This is a genomic window from Micromonospora sp. NPDC049230 (genome assembly GCF_040647875.1).
In the GTDB taxonomy this organism is placed as follows: domain Bacteria; phylum Actinomycetota; class Actinomycetes; order Mycobacteriales; family Micromonosporaceae; genus Micromonospora.
In genome coordinates this window covers 212742-232555 of record NZ_JBEZCZ010000003.1, presented here as the reverse complement: position 1 = coordinate 232555, position 19814 = coordinate 212742, and the positions used below count along the sequence as shown (strand labels likewise).

Below are 19814 nucleotides of genomic sequence, written 5' to 3'. Positions count from 1 at the left end.
CGGTCACGGTACGACCTTCTGGCCCTTGCCGATCACCACGATGCCGTTGTCGGAAACGGTGTAGCGCTGCCGGTCCTTCTCCAGGTCGACACCGATCTCGGCGCCCTCCGGGACGAACACGTTCTTGTCCAGGATGGCCCGCCGGACCACCGCGTGCCGGCCGATCTCCACACCCTCCATCAACACCGAGCCCTCGACGTGCGCCCAGGAGTGCACCCGCACCTTCGGCGACACGATCGAGTTCTCCACCAGTGAGCCGGAGATCACCACTCCCGGGGAGACCATCGAGCCGACCGCCCGGCCGACCCGCTCCCCCCACTGGTGGACGAACTTCGCCGGCGGCCACGGCGGCTGCTCGGTGTAGATCGGCCAGTCGAAGTTGTACAGGTTGAACACGGGGTGCACGTTGATCAGATCCATGTGCGCGTCGTAGAACGAGTCGAGCGTCCCCACGTCGCGCCAGTAGCCGCGGTCGCGGTCGTTGCTGCCCGGCACCTCGTTGTCGCGGAAGTCGTAGACGTTCGCCTCGCCCCGCTCGACCATCATCGGGATGATGCTGCCGCCCATGTCGTGCTTGCTGGTCTTGTCCTCCGCGTCGCGCTCGACCGCCTCGCACAGCGCACGGGTGGTGAACACGTAGTTGCCCATCGAGGCGTAGATCTCGTCGGGGGCGTCCGGCAGACCGACGGCGTCGGTGGGCTTCTCGCGGAACGCCCGGATCCGCTTGCCGTCCTCGCCGACCTCGATGACACCGAACTGGTCGGCCATCGACAGCGGCTGGCGGATGCCGGCGACGGTGACCGCGGCGCCGGAGGCGATGTGGTCCTCCACCATCTGCCGCGGGTCCATCCGGTAGATGTGGTCGGCGCCGAAGACGATCACGTAGTCGGGCTGCTCGTCGTGGATCAGGTTGAAGCTCTGGTAGATGGCGTCGGCCGAGCCGGCGAACCACCACGGGCCACGACGCTGCTGCGCGGGCACCGGGGTGACGTAGTTGCCGAGCAGCGTGGACATCCGCCAGGTCTTGGTGATGTGTCGGTCGAGGGAGTGGGACTTGTACTGGGTCAACACGACGATCTTGAGATAGCCGGCGTTGGCCAGGTTGGAGAGGACGAAGTCGACCATGCGGTACATCCCGCCGAACGGGACGGCCGGCTTGGCCCGGTCCGTGGTGAGTGGCATCAGGCGCTTGCCCTCCCCACCCGCCAGGACGATCGCGAGCACCTTGGCAGCCATGCCCCGACGCTATCCACCCGCGTCGGACTTCACCACTCGTACGGGGACTCTTCTGCATTAGGGTGCGGGGTCATGACGGAACCCACCCCGCTGCGCGTCGACCTGCTCACCCGCGAGTACCCGCCGGAGGTCTACGGCGGCGCCGGGGTGCACGTCGAGTACCTGGCCCGGGAGTTGCGCCGCCGCGCCGACGTCCGGGTGCACTGCTTCGGTCAGCCGCGCACCGAGCCGGGCGTCACCGCGTACCCCGAACCGCCCGGCCTGACCGGCGCGAACGCCGCGCTGCGCACAATGGGTGTGGACCTGGAGATGGCCGCCGGCGCGGCCGGCGCCGACGTGGTGCACAGCCACACCTGGTACGCCAACCTGGCCGGTCACACCGCGAAACTGCTGCACGGGGTGCCACACGTGGTGACCGCGCACAGCCTGGAGCCGCTGCGGCCGTGGAAGGCCGAGCAGCTCGGCGGCGGCTACGCGCTCTCCTCCTGGATCGAGCGCACCGCGATGGAGGCCGCCGACGCGGTGATCGCGGTCAGTGGCGGGATGCGCAACGACGTGCTCACCGCCTACCCGCGGATCGACCCGGACCGGGTCCGGGTGGTCTACAACGGCATCGACACCATTCAGTACGCCCCGGACTCCGGCACCGACGTGCTGGACCGGCTCGGCGTCGACCCGGCCCGCCCCAGCGTGGTCTACGTGGGAAGGATCACTCGGCAGAAGGGGCTGCCCTACCTGTTGCGGGCCGCGCGGGAGCTTCCGGCCGACACCCAGCTCGTGCTCCTCGCCGGAGCGCCGGACACTCCGGAGATCGCCGCCGAGGTGCAGGAGCTGGTCGCCGAGTTGCGGGCCAACCGCTCCGGCGTGGTCTGGGTCGCCGAGATGCTGCCCAAGCCCGAGGTGATCCAGGTGCTCACCCACGCCACAGTCTTCGTCTGCCCGTCGATCTACGAGCCGATGGGCATCGTCAACCTGGAGGCGATGGCCTGCGAGACGGCCGTGGTGGCGACCGCGACCGGCGGCATCCCCGAGGTGGTGGCCGACGGCGAGACGGGCCTGCTGGTGCCCATCGAGCAGGTCAGCGACGGGTCGGGGACCCCGTTGGAGCCGGAGACGTTCGTCGCCGACCTGGCGGCGGCGATCAACACGCTGCTCGCCGATCCGGCGCGTACCGGGCGGTTCGGCCTGGCCGGCCGCCAGCGCGCGGTGGAGCACTTCTCCTGGGACGCGATCGCCGGTCAGACCCTGGACGTGTACCGCTCGGTCGGCGCGGGCTCCGCTGGCTTCACGGGCTCCGCAGGCTCCGCGGGCTGAGGCGGCCGGCGACATGCGGTACGACGAACTCGAAGCGGCGATCCTCCGTCTGGTAGTCGCGGCCGGTGAGGACGAGCTGCGCGCCTTTGGCCTCGACACGGTCACCCGGCTGGTCCGCAGCGACCCGCTCGACACCGCCGACGACGACGAGCTGACCGACGACGCGTGGGCGGCGCTGACCAGTGCCCGCGAGAACGTCCGGACGGCCGACGCGACGGAGCTGCGCGCCCAACTGGTACGGATCGACGAGGGCATCCTCGCCGATGGCGACCTGGATCAGGGAGTCCTGACGGTCATCACCGCCCTCGAACACTGGACCACCTACCTGGAGGAGAACCAGCGCGGGGAGCTGTACGAGCTGGCCATCCGCTCGGTCGAGGAGATCGACTTCCAGGTCTCGGTCGACCTCGACGACGTCCTCGCCACCCCGGAGATGACCGCCGAGTACACCCGGATCGAACGCCTGCTCACCACCGGCCTCAGATCGCCGTCCCCGGAGGGGACTTGAGTGACGGAGTCGCCTCGGCGGAGTGACCGCCACGCCCGTTGCGGAGCGCGCTCGCCGCGACCCGGATCAGGTCGATGTTGACCCCGGCCGCGCCGCTCAGATCGAACCTGTGCAGCACGTCCGGATCGCGGGCGACCGGGTCGGACGTGGTGTTGATGAAGGCGACACCCGCTGTGCGCGCTGCTTGGGCGTACGCCCGTGCTGCTGCGGGCCATGCTGCGCTTCAAGCTCGACAACCGGGTGCTCACCCTGGCGCTGGAGAGCGCCGGGGGCGGCAGTCCGTACCGCAATGAGGCGTACGACCACTGGCACGCCCTGCTGGCCGGCCTCGTCGCGGAGGCACGCGGCCCGCAGGCGGCGGACTACCTGGCCCATGCCCTGCTCGCCGCCGTCCGCAGCGACCTGGTCGAGCACCTACGCGACTGGCCCGAAGCGCGGTGGCACGAGGGACTGACCGCACTTGTCGACTCCGTGTTCGGTCACGACGGTCGATCCCCCGCAGGTCCACCGCGCTGACTGATTCCCCCCGGACCCGAACCCCCGCCGCCCAAGCCCGGGCAGGAGAGCCTGCGCCACCGAAGCCTGCGCCAGCGGTACCGCTACCGCTGCCAGCCCTGTCGCCGTCCGCGTGCCGACAGCTCTGCTCGGCATGCTCCAGCCGAGCCCTCAACTCCTCCACCAGCGGCGTCGGTCCGCGCTCGGCGGGTAATAGCGGGCCAGCGCCGTCCGAACCCCGTCCACCACTGCGCGACTCGGCGGCAACTCGTTCACCGCCGGCCCGTCGCGCTCACCGCAGAACCCCACAAACAACAGGAGTACGACCACCGCGATCGCGACGCCGTAGGAGTGCTGCCGCCCGGTGAGCGACGCCCGCTCCGACTGCGGCGCAAGGGCTCGCTTGTGGCGCCGAACCCGCCCGCCTGACGCCGTTCGGACCCCTGCCCGACCCAGATCCACTCGGGTTTCAGGAAGGCGCCACATCCGCATCGCCCCGATACCGCGTTTTCAGGAAACGCGCGTGGATCTTGACGGCGGCCGGCCACGCGGCCGGGCTACGGCCCGGCGGTAGCCAAGAGGCGGTCAGTCGTCCGGCGTGATCAGCGTCAGGGTCGGGAAGTATGTGCGGTATCGCGACCCGTCACGGGTCAGCAGGTGGTACCGGCACACGGCCGCGTGCGCGCCGATGTAGAAGTCGGCGAGCGGCGACCGCTTCGCACCGCCCAGCCTCCGATATCGCGCATAGGCCTTGCCGGCGAGGAAGCCCGCCAGGTACGGAAGCTCCTCGCGAAGGAAGTCCCCAGCCGGCAGTGCCTCGTCCAACTCCTCAATGCGGTCGAATCGGACCGACACCTCGGCGTACACGATTGGATTGATCACCAGGTAGCCCGCGTCGCGGGCCTCGGCGAGGGCGGTGCCGGACCACTCCGCCCACTTGGGGTCATCGGTCAGGATGTCCAGCAGCACGTTGGTGTCGACCAGGGTCGTCACCGCCTCTGGCGGACGTGGCGGCACCGCGCGGAGCCGATCACTCACCACGCAGCAACTCCATCAGCTCCTCGGTGGACATGTGCTCGGTCTCTTTGGCACTTCCCCGACCCCGCATGTGGCGCACGAGGCGCTCGCCCCGGGTGTCGGCACCGTGCACGCGCACGATGCGGAGGGCCCCGCCCTCCTCCACCACATCGACCTCGTCGCCTTCATGCAGGTTGTATTGGGCCCGCAACGCTGCCGGAATGGTCACCTGGCCCTTGCTATTCAACCGCATACCCGACCCCCTGTCACGTATCACATATGATACGCGACACTGATCCCGACGCATCACACATGATGCGGAGGCGCCCCTCGGCTCGGGTTTCAGGAAGCCGCCGCATCCGCATCGCCCCGATACCGCGCTTTCAGGAAACGCGTGTGGATCTTGACGGCGGCCGGGTCACAGGGCTGGACCGCGGCCCCGGGGTGAGGGATGGACCGGCGGGCTTGGCCGCGCGCGAACTGATCTCGCGCAGTAGGTTGGCGGGGTGACTGGACGGTTCCCGATCGAAGACGTCTCCCCCGTCGTCTCGTGCGGGCGGTACCCGGCCAAGGCGGTGGTCGACGAACCGGTCCCGGTGTCGGCCCGCGCCTACCGGGAGGGGCACGACGCGCTGGGCTGCAACGTGGTGTGGGCTGGTCCGGGCGGCGCGAGCCGGCCGTTCACCCGGATGCGCCCCGGCGAGCCCGGCCAGGACCGCTGGCACGCCACCATCGCACCGGACGCGGTGGGCGAGTGGACCTTCGCCGTCGAGGCGTTTCAGGACCCGTACCTGACCTGGCAGAACGCGGTGACCAAGAAGATCGCCGCCGGGCAGGGGCCGGAGGATCTCGCGAACGACCTGGCCGAGGGGGCCCGGGTGCTGACCGCCGCCCAGGGCCTCGTGCCGACCGCCGACCAACCCCGGGTCGCCGCCGCGCTCACCGCGCTCGTCGACACCGACCTGCCCCTGCCGCAGCGGGTCGGCCCGGCGCTGGCCCTGGCCGACCTGCTCTGGGAGCACCCGGTGCGCGAGCTGGTCACCGTCGGTGACAGGTACTCGATCTGGGTGGACCGCAAGCGGGCCCTCTACTCGGCCTGGTACGAGTTCTTCCCCCGCTCCGAGGGGGCGACGCAGGACCGGTCCGGCACCTTCGCGACCGCCACCGAGCGGCTGCCGGGCGTGGCCGCGATGGGCTTCGACGTGCTCTACCTGCCGCCGATCCACCCGATCGGCCGGGTCAACCGCAAGGGCCGCAACAACGCGCTCACCGCCGGGCCGACCGACGTGGGCTCGCCGTGGGCGATCGGCGCCGCCGAGGGCGGCCACGACACGATCCACCCCGACCTGGGTACGCCTGCGGACTTCCGCGCCTTCGTCCAGGCGGCGGCGGCGCAGGGCCTGGAGGTGGCGATGGACCTGGCGTTGCAGTGCGCGCCGGACCACCCGTGGGTCACCGAGCACCCGGAGTGGTTCACCACCCGGGCCGACGGCAGCATCGCGTACGCGGAGAACCCGCCGAAGAAGTACCAGGACATCTACCCGGTCAACTTCGACAACGACCCGGAGGGCATCCGGGCCGAGGTGCTGCGGGTGGTGCTGCACTGGGTGGGCGAGGGCATCCGGATCTTCCGGGTGGACAACCCGCACACCAAGCCGTTCGACTTCTGGCACTGGCTGATCGCCGAGGTGAAGTCCGTCGAGCCGGACGTGCTGTTCCTGGCCGAGGCGTTCACCCGGCCGGCCATCATGCACGGGCTCGGCAAGATCGGCTTCACCCAGTCGTACACCTATTTCACCTGGCGCACGACGGCCGCGCAGATGCGGGAGTACTGCGAGGAGCTTGTCGCCTCGGCCGACCACATGCGGCCGAACTTCTGGCCGAACACCCCGGACATCCTGCACGAGTCGTTGCAGCACGGCGGCCCGCCGATGTTCAAGATCCGGGCGGTGCTGGCCGCGCTGCTCTCCCCCTCCTGGGGCCTGTACGCGGGCTACGAGCTGTTCGAGCACGTGGCCCGGCCGGGCGCGGAGGAATACCTGGACAACGAGAAGTACGAGCTGCGCCCCCGCGACTGGGCCGGCGCCGAGGCCCAGGGCCGCTCGCTGGCCCCGTTCCTCGCCACGCTCAACCGGGTACGCCGGGACAACCCGGCCCTGCACCAGCTCCGCAACCTGGTCTTCCACGAGATCGACAACCCGGCACTGCTGTGCTGGTCGAAGCACGACCCGGCCACCGGCAACACCGTCATCGTGATCTGCTCGTTCGACCCGCGCATCGTGCAGTGGGGCAACACGACGCTCGACATGCCGGCGCTCGGCTTCGACTGGCACGAGCGGTTCACCGTGCACGACGAGCTGACCGGCACCAGCTACGACTGGGGTCAGCGCAACGCGGTGCGGCTCGACCCGTACCTGCAACCGGCACACGTGTTGACAGTGCGCCGCCCGGTCGCGCCCGCCGCGCCGGAGCCCGTCGGCGTCGAACCGGCGGACCTCACCGTCACCGACGTCCCGGACGACCTGTCCGGCGGCACCGCGCCGACGACCCCGGCCACCACGACCCCGGCCACCACGACTCCGGCCGCCACGACCCCGGCCACTGTGGCGTCCCGGCTGTCCGCCGCCCGCTCGGCTGCCGCCCACTCCCGTACCGCACCGACCGCCGCCGCCCCGAAGGACGACAGATGGACCAGCTGATCACCGGCGCGACGCACGACCCGCACGCGCTGCTCGGCGCGCACCCCGCCGAGGACTCGACGACGATCCGCACGATGCGTCGGGGCGCCGGGGACGTGGTGTTGCTCGTCGGCGACGAGCGGCACCCGATGAAGCGGGTGCACGACGTGGGCGTCTTCGAGGCCCAGGTCGACGGCACGGTGCTCGACTACCGGGTGGAGGTCGACGGCACCGCGCACGACGACCCGTACCGCTATCCGCCGACCCTCGGCGAGCTGGACCTGCACCTGATCCGGGAGGGCCGGCACGAGCGGCTGTGGGACGCGCTGGGCGCGCGGGTCTTCGACGAGGGTGTGGCGTTCAGCGTGTGGGCGCCCAACGCCCGCGGGGTGCGGGTGGTCGGCGACTTCACCGGCTGGGCCCCCGACGACGGCTGGCCGATGCGGTCGCTCGGCTCCAGTGGCGTGTGGGAGCTGTTCGTCCCCAACGCCCGGGTCGGTGCCCGCTACAAGTACCGGGTGCTGGGTGCCGACGGGCAGTGGCGGGACAAGGCCGACCCCCTGGCCGCGTACGCCGAGGTGCCGCCGGCGACCGCCTCGGTGGTGCACCACTCGACGTACCTGTGGAACGACGCGGACTGGCTGGCCCGGCGGGCCGAGCGGCGACCGCACCAGGAGCCGATGAGCGTCTACGAGGTGCACCTCGGCTCGTGGCGGCCCGGGTTGGGCTACCGCGAGTTGGCCGAGCAGCTCACCGTGTACGTCACCGAGTTGGGCTTCACGCACGTGGAGTTCCTGCCGGTGATGGAGCACCCGTTCGGCGGTTCGTGGGGCTACCAGGTCACCGGCTACTACGCGCCGACCTCCCGGTTCGGTGACCCGGACGACTTCCGGTACCTCGTCGACCGGCTGCACGCCGCCGGCATCGGCGTACTGCTGGACTGGGTGCCCGCGCACTTCCCGAAGGACGAGTGGGCCCTCGCGCGCTTCGACGGCACCCCGCTCTACGAGCACCCCGACCCGCGCCGGGGCGAGCACCCCGACTGGGGCACGTACGTGTTCGACTTCGGCCGCAACGAGGTGCGCAACTTCCTGGTCGCCAACGCGCTCTACTGGTGCGACAGGTTCCACGTCGACGGGCTGCGGGTGGACGCCGTCGCCTCGATGCTCTACCTGGACTACTCCCGCGAGCACGGGCAGTGGGCCCCGAACCAGTACGGCGGTCGGGAGAACCTGGAGGCCATCGCGCTCATGCAGGAGGTGAACGCGACTGTCTACAAGCACCACGCCGGGGTCGTCATGATCGCCGAGGAGTCCACCGCCTGGCCCGGCGTCACCCAGTCGACGGCCGAGGGCGGGCTGGGCTTCGGGTTCAAGTGGAACATGGGCTGGATGCACGACACCCTGCTCTACACCTCGAAGGACCCGATCTACCGCCAGCACCACCACCACCAGCTCACCTTCTCCCTGGCGTACGCGTGGAGCGAGAACTACGTGCTGCCGATCAGCCACGACGAGGTGGTGCACGGCAAGGGCTCACTGGCCGGCAAGATGCCCGGCGACACCTGGCAGCGGTTGGCGAACGTGCGCGCGCTGCTGGCGTACATGTGGGCGCACCCGGGCAAGCAACTGCTCTTCATGGGCTCCGAGCTGGCCGACGACCGGGAGTGGAGCGAGGAACGCGGCCTCGACTGGTACCTGCTGCACGACCCGGCCCGCGCCGGCGTGCAGCGTCTCGTCGCCGACCTCAACCGGGTCTACCGGGACACCCCGGCGCTGTGGGCACAGGACACCGACCCGGCCGGGTTCCGCTGGATCGCCGGCGACGACGTCGCCAACAACACAGTGTCGTTCGTCCGGATCGCCCCGGACGGCTCGACGCTGGTGTGCGTGGCGAACTTCTCCGCCCAGCCGCTGCACGACTACCGGATCGGCCTGCCGGCCGGCGGCACGTGGACGGAGGTGCTCAACACCGACGCCCACCACTACGGCGGCTCCGGGGTGGGCAACCTGGGCCAGGTACGCGCCGAGGACGTGCCCTGGCACGGCATGGTCGCCTCCGCGGCACTCCAGGTCCCGCCGCTGGGCGCCGTCTGGCTCCGCCAGAGCTGAGCGCCCGAGGGCTGCGCGGGGTCAGACCAGGTTGGCGTCGCGCAGCAGTTGCCACAGGCCGGCGCCGTCCGGCGCGGAGAGCCACTTCTGCCCCACCGGCCCCGACGACGGGCGGCCGGCCGGGGCGGGCAGGGTGCCGGCCAGCACCGACTGGGTCGGGGAGAGTCGGCGGATCGCCACCCCGGCGACGTTCTCCGGGTGGGCGGCGGCGAACTCCCGGTAGATCTCCTGGTCGTGCTGGCCGTCGTCGCCGACCAGCAGCCAGCGCACCTCGGGGAACTCCCGGGCCAGCCGGGCCAGGGTGACCCGCTTGTGTTCCATTCCGCTGCGGAACCAGCGGTCGGCGGTCGGGCCCCAGTCGGTGAGCAGCAGCGGCCCGGCCGGGTAGAGGTGTCGGGACAGGAAGCGGGTCAGCGTGGGCGCCACGTTCCACGCGCCGGTGGAGAGGTAGAAGACCGGGGCGCCGGGGTGGGCGGTGACCAGCCGCTCGTAGAGCACCGCCATGCCGGGCACCGCGTTGCGGGCGTGCTCGTCGAGCACGAACGTGTTCCACGCCGCGAGCAGCGGCCGGGGCAGCGCTGTCACCATCACCGTGTCGTCGATGTCGGAGATGATGCCGAACTTGACCTCCGGGTCGAGGATGCGCACCGGTGCGTCGACCGGCTCGGCGTCCGGGACGCTGAGCCGGACCGTGCCCCAGCCGGGTGGCAGGTCGGCCTCGACGAGCGTGTCGACGAAGCCGCTGCGGTCGGCCTGCGTCTCGTGCCGCACCCCGCCGGCCTCGATGGTCACAGTGACGTGCTTGTTGGGCAGGGTGGTGAAGCTGCGCCAGCCACGGACCTTGTCCAGCCGACCCCGCTGCCGGGTGTCCGGTCGGCCCAGCAACACCCGGCACATCACCCGCACCCAGCCCGGGGCGCCATAACCGGTGTACGCGACGATGTTGACCCGCCAGCCGGTGCGCCGCAGCCGGCGCTGGACGAGCTGGTGCACGGCGTCCTCGATCCGCGCAGCCCGGTGCAGGTTCGGAACGGCCAGCTGGCCGGCGGGAGTGGGTGGCACGCGCCAACCCTGCCACACCTCGACAGCCACGGCCACGCGAGCCGACTCCGGCCGCGCCGAACCGGCCCGGCCACGCGCGCCGATCCCGGCTGCGCCGAACCGGCCCGGCCCGCCCGCCGTCCGTGAAACACTCCGGTCGGGACGACGACGGGGGCGTTGGTCGTGTCGCATCCAGAGCAGCACCGTGGGCGACGGCGCCCACGACTCGACCGGCCGGCGCTCGTCGCGCTGCTGTTCGGGCTGGCCGGCGTCGGTTATCGGCTGGTTCTGACGCTGTTCACGGTGCCGGTCTCGAACAGCGACGAGGCGACGTTCGGCCTCGCCGCGCTGCACATCGGGCAGGGCCGGGAACGCCCGGTCTTCCTGTACGGCCAGCACTACATGGGGATGCTGGAGTCGTACCTGGCCGCGCCCCTGGTGGCGGTGGCCGGGCCGAGCTGGCCGGTGCTGCGGCTGCCGATGCTCGTGCTGTACGCGCTGTTCCTCTATCTGATCCACCGGCTGACCCGCCGGCTCTGCACACAGTGGTTCGCCACAGTCGTCGTCGGCCTGCTCGCGCTCGGCGGCGAGCGGGTGGTCCGCGACCAGCTCACCGTCGTCGGTGGCCGACCGGAGGTGAAGCCGGCGGTGCTGCTGATGCTGCTGATCACTGTGGGGTTGGCGGCCGGCACGGTGCGCCGTCGGCGGCTCGCCGTCGGGCTGTTCGGTCTGCTCGTCGGGCTGGCCGCCTGGTCGGACTGGCTGATCCTGCCGTACCTGGCGGTGGCCGGGCTCGCCCTGGTGTGGGCGGTGCGGCGAGAACTGCTCGGCTGGTCCGGTCTGCTGCTGGTGGCGGGGGTCGTGGTCGGGATCGCGCCGATGGTCCTCGACAACCTGCGCGCCGGGCCGGGTGAGGACTCGCTGACCGTGTTCCGGGAGGTCAGCACCAAGGCCGGGCCGTCGCCTCCGTGGTCCGACCGGATCCGCGGCGGCCTGCTGGAGGGCGTACCGCTGGCACACGGGCTCTGCCCGGTGGAGGGCTGTGGACGCTGGCAACAGTGGTTCGGGGTGCTGTACCCGGTGTTGCTGGTGGTCGGCGCGGCGCTCGCGACGCTCGCGTACCGCCGGGCGGACGCGGGGCCGCGCGGGGAGCGGGTCGCGCCGGTCGTGCAGCTCGCGCTTGTCGCCGGTGCGGCGTTGACCCTGTTGTCGTACGTGCGCAGTCCGCTCGCCGCGACCAGCCCGCTGGACAACGCCCGTTACCTGTCGGTGCTGCAACTGTCGCTGCCCGCGGTGCTCTGGCCGCTCTGGGTGGCGGCGCTGACCGTCTGGCGGGGCACCAGCAGCGTGCTCGGTCGGATCATCGGCGCGCTGTCCGCCGCCGTGCTCGTCGCCCTGACCGTGACCATGTTGGTGATCACCGTGCTCTTCGCGACCACCGGCACCGCCGCGTCGCGCACCGAGGAGCGCCAGGCCCGGGAGTTGGCCGCCGCGCTACGCGCCAACGGCCCGCACGAGGTGTACGGGGACTACTGGACCTGCAACCGACTGGTCTTCAACACGGACGAGACGGTGATCTGCGCGGTGCTCGACGGTGATCTGTCCCCCGGGCAGAACCGCTACCGCCCGTACTGGCGGCAGGTGGGGCGGGCCGAACGGCCGGGCTACGTGGTGGAGATCGACTCCCCGATGGACCGGCGGCTGCGCCGACTGCTCGCCGACCGGGCCGACACCACGGCGGTACGCGAGGTGGGCGGCTATCGCGTGTACCACCCCGACACCCCGGTGCGGCCCTGGCGCTGAGGGCGGGTCGTACGCTGGCCAGGCCGCCGTCCCGCCCGTCGAGGAGACCCCGATGCTCATCCTGCTGCCGCCCTCCGAGGGCAAGGCCGACGCCGGCACCGGACGGCGCTGGGCCCCGGACCGGCTCTCGCTGCCCGAGCTGAACCCGGCCCGCGAGCGGGTGCTGGACGCGCTTGTGGCGTTGAGCGCCGGGCCGGACGAGGCGACGGCGCGGGCGGCGCTCGGCCTCAGCGAGGGCCAGCGCGGCGAGCTGCGCCGCAACGCCCGGCTGCGGGAGGCGGCCACCGCGCCGGCCGAGCGGCTCTACACCGGGGTGCTCTACGAGGCGTTGGAGCTGGCGTCGTTGCCGGTCGCGGCGCAGCGGGCGGCCCGCCGGTCGATCCTGATCAGCTCCGGGCTGTGGGGCGCGGTGCGGCTGGCGGACCGGATCCCCCCGTACCGCTGCCCGATCGGCGCCCGCCTGCCGGGCGTCGGGGCGTTGTCGGCGTACTGGCGCGGCGAGCTGATGCCGGCGCTGGACGCCGCCGCCGGCCGGGGTCCGGTGCTGGACCTGCGCTCCGGCGCGTACGCGGCCACCTGGACGCCACGTGGGGAGCTGGCCGAGCGGACCGTCACCGTGCGGGTGCTGCACGAGCGGGAGGTCGACGGCGTGCCGGTCCGCTCGGTGGTCAGCCACTTCAACAAGGCGACAAAGGGCCGCTTGGTCCGGGACCTGCTCGTCGCCGGTGCCCGGCCGCGCTCCGCCAGGGAGTTGGTCGGCACGCTGCGGGAGTTGAAGCACACCGTCGAGGAGCAGGCCACCGCGCCCGGCCGCGTGCGGCAGGTGGACCTGGTGGTCACCGACCTGTAGCCAGCCGCAAGATTTGCTCAAGGCTGGGCCGGAGGAGTTCCGTAACGGCGGCGCAGAGGCCACGGTAGGGGAACCCAGACTCCGACGAGGGAGCCTCCGTTGACCCCCGAACCCGCCCTGCTCGACCGGCCGCGCTCGGCGGCGCCGCCACCCCCGCTGGACTGGCTGACGCTGGGCGACGCGTTCGAGGCCGCCTGCCTGCTGCGCTGCACACCGTCGCCGACCGCCACCCGGCCGCACACGGCGTTCCCCGCGCACCTGCCGGGGGTGGAGTTCAACAGGGAGGACGCCGCGCAGCGGATGCGGCAGTTGCTCGCCCGGTTGGACATCCCGGTCACCCACGAGGTCGCCGTCGGGGGCCTGCGCCGCCGCTACGAGCTGCACCGGCTGTGGGTGCCACCGCAGCAACGCGGCGCGTACTCCCGGATGTTGGACGCGGGCTGGTGGCAGGGGCGGCGTGAGCTGCTCGGTGGGCCACTCCCCGGCGCCTCGCCGGCCCGCCGGCGGTCGGTGACCCGACTCGCGGCGGCGGCCTGGCGTTCCGCGCTGCTGGCGGCCGGTCGACACGTCCGCCGGCACATCCTCGGTGTGCGGCTCGCCGACCGGGAGTTGGCGGCGGTGCTGATCCGCAGCGCCGCCGTGCTCGACGTTCCGGCCCGGCTGAGCGCGGGCACCGGCTGTTTCCTGGTCAGCGTGGCCGACGGCCCGGACCGGACGCGGATCCTGAGCAACGCGAAGCTGGAGCCGGCCCGCCCGGCCTGCTGACCGCCGGCACGGAGCTTGCGCGCACCGGTCCGACGGCGCACAGTGCATCGCGTGAGACGTACCTCATCCCGCCGGCGACGTCACAGCGCGCCGTTGGCGGCTCTGTTGACGGTGCTACTGACCGTAACCGCGAGCACCGCCGGCTGCCAGGACGCCCCCACCAAGCGGATGCTGATCCGGATCGCCACGGGCAGCCCCACCGCCGTGTACTACGCGTTCGGGCAGTCGCTGGCGGCCATCCTCAACCGGGAACTGCCCGGCGTCGACGCCCGCGTGGTGATCACCGCCGCCTCCGCGGAGAACGTCCAGCTTGTCGAGTCCGGCCGGGCGGAGCTGGGCTTCACCCAGGCCGACGTCCTGCCCACCAACACCGCGGGAAGCTCCTCGGTCGAGGCGATCGCCAGGGTGTACGACGACCAACTGCACCTGGTCACCACGGCGGGAGGGCCGGTGCGCACCCTCGACGACCTGCGCGGCCGGCGAGTCTCCGTCGGCGCACCCCGATCGGGCACCGAGATCACCGCGACCCGGCTGCTGGAGGTGGCCCGCCTCGACGGCGACGCGGTACGCCGTACGCGGCTCGGGCTGGACGACTCGGTGACGGCGCTGCGCTCCGGGCAGATCGACGCGTTCTTCTTCTCCGGTGGGTTGCCGGTGTGGGGCATCGAGAACCTGGCCCGGCAGCGTGCCACCCGGATCGTGGACCTCAGCGAATGGACCGAGCAGCTGCGCTCGTGTTACGGCCAGGTGTACGTCTCCCGGGACATCCCCCGCTCCGTGTACGGGGTGGACGCGGTGACCACCGTGGCCGACCCGAACTATCTGATCGTCAGCGCCAGCCTGCCGAAGCCGCTGGTCCGGGAGGTGACCCGCCTGCTGATGGACGGGCGGGCCGAGCTGGCCGCCGCGCATCCCGCGGCGGGGCGGATGAGCCCCCGCTCGGCGATCGTCACCGCGCCGCTGACGCTGCACCCAGGTGCCGCCGCCTGGTACCGGGAGGACAAACCCTGACCGCGGGTGCTACCGCGCCAGGGTGGGCCGCCGGCCGGTGGCCGGTGCGTCGTCCACCGGCTCCGCCGACGGCTCCGGGTCCGGCTCCGCCGACAGGTCCGGGTCTGGCTCCGGCGCCGGAAACCACAGGGCGGCCACCAGCCCCCGGGTCTCGCCCGGGCGCATGGTGAGCCGACCGTCGGACGCGTCCACCAGCACGGCGGCGATGGTCAGGCCGAGCCCCGCGCCGTCCACGTTCTGCGCGTCCGGCGCCCGCCAGAACCGCTCGGTCGCCTGGCCGAGCTGACTCCCGGTCATGCCCGGTCCGGAGTCGCGCACCTCCAGGGCCACCCCGTCGTCGCGGCGGTCCACTGTCACCGTCACCGCCCCGCCGGCCCCGCTGAACTTCACCGCGTTGTCGATGAGCGCGTCCAGCGCCTGGTCGACGGCTGTCGGCACGGTCTGGGCGTACGCCGGGGCGTCGGTGGTGGTCAGCCGCAGGGCGACCGAACGGTGCCGGGCCAGCGGCGCCCACGCGGCCACCCGGGACGCGGCCACCGCCGCGGCGTCAACGGTGACCCGCTCGTTCTCCTCCCGCTCGGCGCGGGCGAGGGTCAGCAGCGCGTCGAGCACCAACGCCAGCCGGTCGGTCTCCTCCAGGGCCAGCCGGTGCTCGGATCGGCCCTCCGGGTCGGTGAGGCTGGGGCCCAGCTCCTCCACCCGCAGCCGCAGCGCGGTGAGCGGGTTGCGCAGTTGGTGGCTGGCGTGCGCGACGAAGGCACGCTGCCGGTCCATCACGTCGGAGACCACGTCGGCCATGTGGTTGAAGCTGGCCGCCAGGCGACGTAGCTCCGGCGGGCCCGGACGCTGCTGCACCCGGGCACCCCGGTCGCCCTCGGCGATCTCGTGGGTGACCGCGTCCAGCTCGGTGACCGGGCGCAGCACCCAACCGGCCAACCCGAACGCGGTGAGCACGCAGGCCGACACGGCGAGCAGACCGGCCAGGGCGAGCAGCAACCACCAGACGGTGACCGCCCGGCGGATCGGGTCGGCGGGGGTCGCGATCACCACCGCGCCGAGCACCTCACCACCGTCGTTGATCGGCACCGCCACCACCACCGGGCCGGTCGTCCACGGCCACACCAACTCGGGGGCGCTGGTCTGCTGCCCGGACAGGGCCATGTCCAGCACCGACGCGGCCCCCGCACCGGGCTGCCAGCTCGGTGACGCGACAGATGTGCTCCCGTCCCGGTCGACGATCGCCGCACCGATCGCGTACAGGTTGTCGTAGCTGGTCAGCTCCGACTCGATCGGGCCCGGCCCGCCGTCGCGCAGCGCCGGCCCGGCCAGCGAGGCGAACCGGGTCGCGTCGGCGAGCCGGTCGGCACGGACCTGTTCGGTTTCGCGACTGGCCATGGTGACCGCCAACGGCGTCTCCAACGCGATGAGGACGAGCACCATCAGCAGCAGGTAGCTGATCACCAGTCGACGACGCATGTCCGCCCCTCACGCATCGCGCAGCCGGTAGCCGACGCCACGGACGGTCTCCACCAGCCGGGCGTCGCCGAGTTTGCCGCGCAGGGACCCGACGTGCACCTCGACGGTGTGCCGGTCGGCCCAGGTGGTGCCCCAGGCGTCCAGCAGGATGCGATCGCGGGGCACCGCCACCCCCGGCTGGCGGGCCAGCGAGAGCAGCACGTCGAACTCCTTGCGGGTCAACGTGACGGCGCGGCCGTCCACGGTCACCGTCCGCGCGGCCACGTCGATGTGCACCGAACCGGCCTGGATGAGGTGCCGCTGTGGCGCGGCGTTCGCGGCCCGGCGCAGCACCGCCTCGATCCGGGCCTGCAACTCCACCATCGAGAACGGCTTGACGACGTAGTCGTCCGCGCCGAGACGCAGGCCCAGCACCCGATCGCGTTCCTCACCCCGCGCGGTCACCGCGATGATGCCGAGCTGGCTGCTGCGCCGGCGCAGCTCCCGGCACAGGTCGGTGCCGTCGCCGTCGGGCAGAGTCAGGTCGAGCAGCACCAGGTCGCACGGGGCGGCGGAGAGCGCGGCGGCGACGGTGGCGGCGTGCTCGACCTCGTACCCCCGGCGGGTGAGGGCGGAGGAGAGCGCGGCGGCCACCCGACGGTCGTCCTCCACCAGCAGGATCCGCACCCGTGCCCCCGTCCGTCGCAGCGCTGTTCTGCGAATGGTGGCAGAACAGCGCACCCGGCGGAAAGCCGCGTGTCGGGTCGGACCTACAGGCCGAAGACGTCGTCGGCGGTGGCGTCCCGGACGCCGTCGGTGAAACCGCGGAAGCCCGGGTCCTCGTGGCTGGCCGGCACGCTGGTGACGGTGACCCCACTCGCCTGGGTGACCGCGTCGACCAGGGGCGGATAGTCGATCTCGGCGTCGTTGAAGGCGTCGTCGTCCGCCTCGGCCAGGTTGATCACGTGCTGTACGTCATCGGACGGGGTGTCCGGGTCCTCGGCCCACTCACCACCGGCCCGGTAGCACTCGTCGTACAGTGCGCGCTGGCTGTCGGTCCAGTCGTCGTCGTAGCTCTGCATCGCCCATCCCTCCGCGGCCCTTGACCTGAGCATGCCCGGCTCGGGGCGACGGGCGCGGCGGTACCGGGGAAAACCGGGCGAGTGTGCCGACCGCACCCCCGTAGGCTGCGGCGGTGATCTACAAACTGTTGTCGAGCGCGGAATGGGACGACGCCCTCGCCGCCGGCGCCTTTCCCGGCTCCGCCGTGGACCGGCAGGACGGGTTCATCCACCTCTCCGGCGCCGACCAGGTGGTGGAGACGGCGCGGCGGCACTTCGCCGGGGCGACCGGGTTGACCCTGCTGAGTGTGGCGGAGGACCGGCTGGGTGACACGCTGCGCTGGGAGCCGTCGCGCGGCGGGCAACTCTTCCCGCACGTGTACGGCCCGCTGCCGGTCGCGGCGGTCGTCGCGGCGCAGGCGCTGCCGGCGGACACTCCGGCCGCCGACGCGGTGGCCGCGCTGCTGGGCTGAGCCGGTCGGGCCCGGCCCGAGAGGTCCCGGGCCGGGCGCGCAGCCATGCGTACGGCTCAGCGGCAGAGGCGGTCGATCTCCTCCTGGAACCGGTCCATCGGGTTCGCCTCGGCCGGGCCGAGCAGGTAGGTCTTCAGCTCGCGGCGGGCCTCGGTCATCGGGTCGTCACCGGCCCGGGTCAGCGCCACGATCTTCTCCAACTCGCCGCAGTCCTTGGACAGCAGGTACGCGGCCCGAGCCGTCGGGTACTCCCGACGGAAGTCGTCCTCCGACAGACCGGACGGGTTGGCCACCACGTACGGCCGCTGACTCTGCACGAAGTCGGAGACCACACTGGACACGTCGCTGATCAGCAGGTCGGTCTGGTTGAAGCAGTCGAACAGCGCCGGCGTACGGCCGGTGACCACCAGGTGCGCGGTGCCGTCCAGGGAGGACGCGTTCGGGTTGCCGCCGGCGGCGCGGATGGCCGCCACGACCCGGTCGTGCACCGTCCTGGCCGCCCTGGACCGCGACCCGGTGAGCGGGTGGGGCTTGTAGATCAGACGCAGCCGGGGCGTCGTGGCGAGCAGGCCCTTGACGATCCGCTCACCCATCAGCACCAGGGAGGTGTGGTACGGGTCGTCGTCGAGCCAGCCCTCCCAGGTCGGGGCGTAGAGCACCGTGAACTGCCGGTCCACGAACTCGGCGCCGAAGGTGTGCACACCGGCGAGCTGCGGGCGGCCGATCTCGACGATGTCCGAGTCGAGCACTCCCACACCGGCGCGGGCGTAGCGCTCCCGGCCGGCGAGGCCGGCGACCCAGACCTCGTCGTACACCTTGCTGTAGGGGTTGACGCTCGCCTGCTTGTCGCTGTCGCCGTGCCCGACGAAGACGTGCTTCGTGCTCGGCTCGCGGAGCATGTGGATGTTCGCGCCGACGTTCGCGGAGTAGAGCGCGGCGCGGATGCCGGTGAGGTCGAGGTTCATGAAGTCGACACCGGTCGGCACGCAGATCACCGGCAGCCGGGTGTCGGCCAGTTCCAGGAACGCGTCCCGGCTGCGCAGCAGCACCACCGCGCGCTGCTGGAGCGCCTCGGTCGGGGCGAGCCACATGTTGGCCTGGTAGACGTCCTTGGCCGGCCCGGCGAAGTAGAGCGCCACCTCGGGTCGGTAGGTGTCCAGCCAGCGCTGCACGGCCGGCAGCAGCGGCCCCTCCCCCGTGCTGCGGCCCCGACCACGCAGCCAGGTCAGCGCGGTGATGGCGCCCACCAGGCCGGTCGCCACGACCGCCACCGCGGCGGCGGCGAGGAACGGCGTCGGGTCGTGCCGCACCGCGGCGGCCACGGCGGCCGGCACCAGCAGCAGGTTGAGCAGGGGCATCCGCTCACCGGTGACCGCCGCCACCCAGGCCGGCAGTTGCGGGGCGAAGCGCAGCTCACCCAGCTCGATGTTGCGCACCATGGCGGAGAGCGGGTTACGACGCTCGATCATGATGGAGAGCGCACCGGCGAAGACCGACACGACCCACACCGCGGCCGGCAGCGCCAGCAGCAGGGTCAGCTCACCGCCGCTGAGCCGCACCTCGGCGGCGACAAGCAACACGGCCGCGAGGTCCCGGGTCAGCTGCCGGTACGACCAGTGCAGACCCACCTTCTCCAACAGCAGCTGCGATGGGGGCGACCAGCGGGCGACGGCGAACTCGCCGATGATGGCGGCCAACCCGGCGACGGCGAAGAGGCCGACCCAGCCGAATACGCCACCGACGAGCATGACCAGGTAGGCCAGTACCAGTAGCGCACTGTGGGCGGCCACTCCGAGACGTCCTGTCAACGTGCCGAACAAAACGAGTTCGCTCCCTACGAGAATGCGGTGCGGGCTGCGCCCGTGCTGGGTCGACGTCACTCCCCCGTTCGCGCGGCGGCTCAACCGCGGCCGGCTGCGCGTGACTGCGACCATAACGCGAAGGGACAGGCTGGTGTCGCTCGGGTATCCCGCATCATTTCGGTCAAAGTCCCGCG

Annotated in this window: 18 protein-coding genes; 10 read left to right on the top strand and 8 right to left on the bottom strand. The window is 72.1% G+C overall.

Annotated features, from left to right (window positions below; genetic code table 11):
• Positions 1–3: 3 nt before the first annotated feature.
• Positions 4–1236 (bottom strand): glucose-1-phosphate adenylyltransferase, encoded by a 1233-nt coding sequence (gene glgC / locus AB0A95_RS04130; protein ID WP_357554089.1) that lies wholly within the window; start codon positions 1234–1236, stop codon positions 4–6.
• 72 nt (positions 1237–1308) lie between these two features.
• Here glgC and glgA point away from each other — a divergent pair, with 72 nt between their 5' ends.
• From glgA to AB0A95_RS04115, 3 genes are all read left to right on the top strand, one after another.
• Positions 1309–2550 (top strand): glycogen synthase, encoded by a 1242-nt coding sequence (gene glgA / locus AB0A95_RS04125; protein ID WP_357554088.1) that lies wholly within the window; start codon positions 1309–1311, stop codon positions 2548–2550.
• 13 nt (positions 2551–2563) lie between these two features.
• A complete protein-coding gene (locus tag AB0A95_RS04120) occupies positions 2564–3058 on the top strand; it encodes a hypothetical protein (protein ID WP_357554087.1) in 495 nt (164 codons plus the stop codon).
• A 198-nt stretch (positions 3059–3256) separates the two neighbouring features.
• A complete protein-coding gene (locus AB0A95_RS04115) occupies positions 3257–3574 on the top strand; it encodes a hypothetical protein (protein ID WP_357554086.1) in 318 nt (105 codons plus the stop codon).
• Positions 3575–4138: 564 nt separating this feature from the next.
• Here the strand turns inward: AB0A95_RS04115 and AB0A95_RS04110 are convergent.
• Entirely contained in the window at positions 4139–4591 is a 453-nt protein-coding gene (locus AB0A95_RS04110; RefSeq protein WP_357554085.1) for a type II toxin-antitoxin system VapC family toxin, read from the bottom strand.
• A complete protein-coding gene (locus tag AB0A95_RS04105; protein ID WP_357065541.1) occupies positions 4584–4823 on the bottom strand; it encodes an AbrB/MazE/SpoVT family DNA-binding domain-containing protein in 240 nt (79 codons plus the stop codon). The genes AB0A95_RS04110 and AB0A95_RS04105 overlap by 8 nt, the downstream gene beginning before the upstream one ends.
• A gap of 253 nt (positions 4824–5076) precedes the next feature.
• Here AB0A95_RS04105 and AB0A95_RS04100 point away from each other — a divergent pair, with 253 nt between their 5' ends.
• Together AB0A95_RS04100 and glgB are read left to right on the top strand one after the other, a co-directional pair.
• Entirely contained in the window at positions 5077–7269 is a 2193-nt protein-coding gene (locus AB0A95_RS04100) for a maltotransferase domain-containing protein (RefSeq protein WP_357554084.1), read from the top strand.
• Positions 7257–9359, top strand: coding sequence for a 1,4-alpha-glucan branching protein GlgB (glgB, locus tag AB0A95_RS04095; protein WP_357554083.1), 2103 nt, complete (start codon positions 7257–7259; stop codon positions 9357–9359). The genes AB0A95_RS04100 and glgB overlap by 13 nt, the downstream gene beginning before the upstream one ends.
• Before the next feature lie 21 nt (positions 9360–9380).
• Here glgB and AB0A95_RS04090 read toward each other — a convergent pair whose 3' ends face one another.
• On the bottom strand, positions 9381–10421 hold the full coding sequence (locus AB0A95_RS04090) for a phosphatase domain-containing protein (RefSeq protein ID WP_357554082.1): 1041 nt from the start codon (positions 10419–10421) through the stop codon (positions 9381–9383).
• Between the two features lie 162 nt (positions 10422–10583).
• Here AB0A95_RS04090 and AB0A95_RS04085 point away from each other — a divergent pair, with 162 nt between their 5' ends.
• The 4 genes from AB0A95_RS04085 to AB0A95_RS04070 all read left to right on the top strand — a co-directional run bounded on the left by AB0A95_RS04085 (position 10584) and on the right by AB0A95_RS04070 (position 14829).
• Positions 10584–12203: a hypothetical protein gene (locus tag AB0A95_RS04085; RefSeq protein ID WP_357554081.1), complete on the top strand. Its 1620-nt coding sequence runs from the start codon at positions 10584–10586 to the stop codon at positions 12201–12203.
• A 52-nt stretch (positions 12204–12255) separates the two neighbouring features.
• Positions 12256–13053: a peroxide stress protein YaaA gene (gene yaaA / locus AB0A95_RS04080; protein WP_357554080.1), complete on the top strand. Its 798-nt coding sequence runs from the start codon at positions 12256–12258 to the stop codon at positions 13051–13053.
• Between the two features lie 99 nt (positions 13054–13152).
• Positions 13153–13818 carry a hypothetical protein gene (locus tag AB0A95_RS04075; RefSeq protein WP_357554079.1) on the top strand — a complete coding sequence of 222 codons (666 nt, stop codon included), beginning with the start codon at positions 13153–13155 and terminating at the stop codon, positions 13816–13818.
• Positions 13819–13911: 93 nt separating this feature from the next.
• The gene (locus tag AB0A95_RS04070) at positions 13912–14829 is read left to right on the top strand and encodes a TAXI family TRAP transporter solute-binding subunit (protein ID WP_357554168.1); all 918 of its coding nucleotides are present in this window, start codon (positions 13912–13914) and stop codon (positions 14827–14829) included.
• Between the two features lie 9 nt (positions 14830–14838).
• Here AB0A95_RS04070 and AB0A95_RS04065 read toward each other — a convergent pair whose 3' ends face one another.
• The 3 genes from AB0A95_RS04065 to AB0A95_RS04055 form a co-directional block, all read right to left on the bottom strand.
• On the bottom strand, positions 14839–16305 hold the full coding sequence (locus AB0A95_RS04065) for an ATP-binding protein (protein ID WP_357554078.1): 1467 nt from the start codon (positions 16303–16305) through the stop codon (positions 14839–14841).
• Positions 16306–16314: 9 nt separating this feature from the next.
• A complete protein-coding gene (locus AB0A95_RS04060) occupies positions 16315–16971 on the bottom strand; it encodes a response regulator transcription factor (RefSeq protein ID WP_357065524.1) in 657 nt (218 codons plus the stop codon).
• Positions 16972–17054: 83 nt separating this feature from the next.
• Positions 17055–17366 (bottom strand): hypothetical protein, encoded by a 312-nt coding sequence (locus AB0A95_RS04055; RefSeq protein ID WP_355031047.1) that lies wholly within the window; start codon positions 17364–17366, stop codon positions 17055–17057.
• A 113-nt stretch (positions 17367–17479) separates the two neighbouring features.
• On the opposite strand from AB0A95_RS04055, the gene AB0A95_RS04050 reads away from it, so the two are divergent.
• Positions 17480–17818, top strand: a complete 339-nt coding sequence (locus AB0A95_RS04050; protein ID WP_357554077.1) for a DUF952 domain-containing protein — start codon at positions 17480–17482, stop codon at positions 17816–17818.
• A 56-nt stretch (positions 17819–17874) separates the two neighbouring features.
• Here the strand turns inward: AB0A95_RS04050 and AB0A95_RS04045 are convergent, their stop codons facing one another.
• On the bottom strand, positions 17875–19638 hold the full coding sequence (locus AB0A95_RS04045) for a CDP-glycerol glycerophosphotransferase family protein (RefSeq protein WP_357554076.1): 1764 nt from the start codon (positions 19636–19638) through the stop codon (positions 17875–17877).
• Between the last annotated feature and the right edge of the window lie 176 nt (positions 19639–19814).

Excerpts from the sequence above, each read along its gene's own strand:
- glgC (WP_357554089.1), bottom strand. The coding sequence starts at position 1,236 with ATGGCTGCCAAGGTGCTCGCGATCGTCCTGGCGGGTGGGGAGGGCAAG.
- glgA (WP_357554088.1), top strand. The coding sequence starts at position 1,309 with ATGACGGAACCCACCCCGCTGCGCGTCGACCTGCTCACCCGCGAGTAC.
- AB0A95_RS04120 (WP_357554087.1), top strand. The coding sequence starts at position 2,564 with ATGCGGTACGACGAACTCGAAGCGGCGATCCTCCGTCTGGTAGTCGCG.
- AB0A95_RS04105 (WP_357065541.1), bottom strand. The coding sequence starts at position 4,823 with ATGCGGTTGAATAGCAAGGGCCAGGTGACCATTCCGGCAGCGTTGCGG.
- glgB (WP_357554083.1), top strand. The coding sequence starts at position 7,257 with ATGGACCAGCTGATCACCGGCGCGACGCACGACCCGCACGCGCTGCTC.
- yaaA (WP_357554080.1), top strand. The coding sequence starts at position 12,256 with ATGCTCATCCTGCTGCCGCCCTCCGAGGGCAAGGCCGACGCCGGCACC.
- AB0A95_RS04065 (WP_357554078.1), bottom strand. The coding sequence starts at position 16,305 with ATGCGTCGTCGACTGGTGATCAGCTACCTGCTGCTGATGGTGCTCGTC.
- AB0A95_RS04055 (WP_355031047.1), bottom strand. The coding sequence starts at position 17,366 with ATGCAGAGCTACGACGACGACTGGACCGACAGCCAGCGCGCACTGTAC.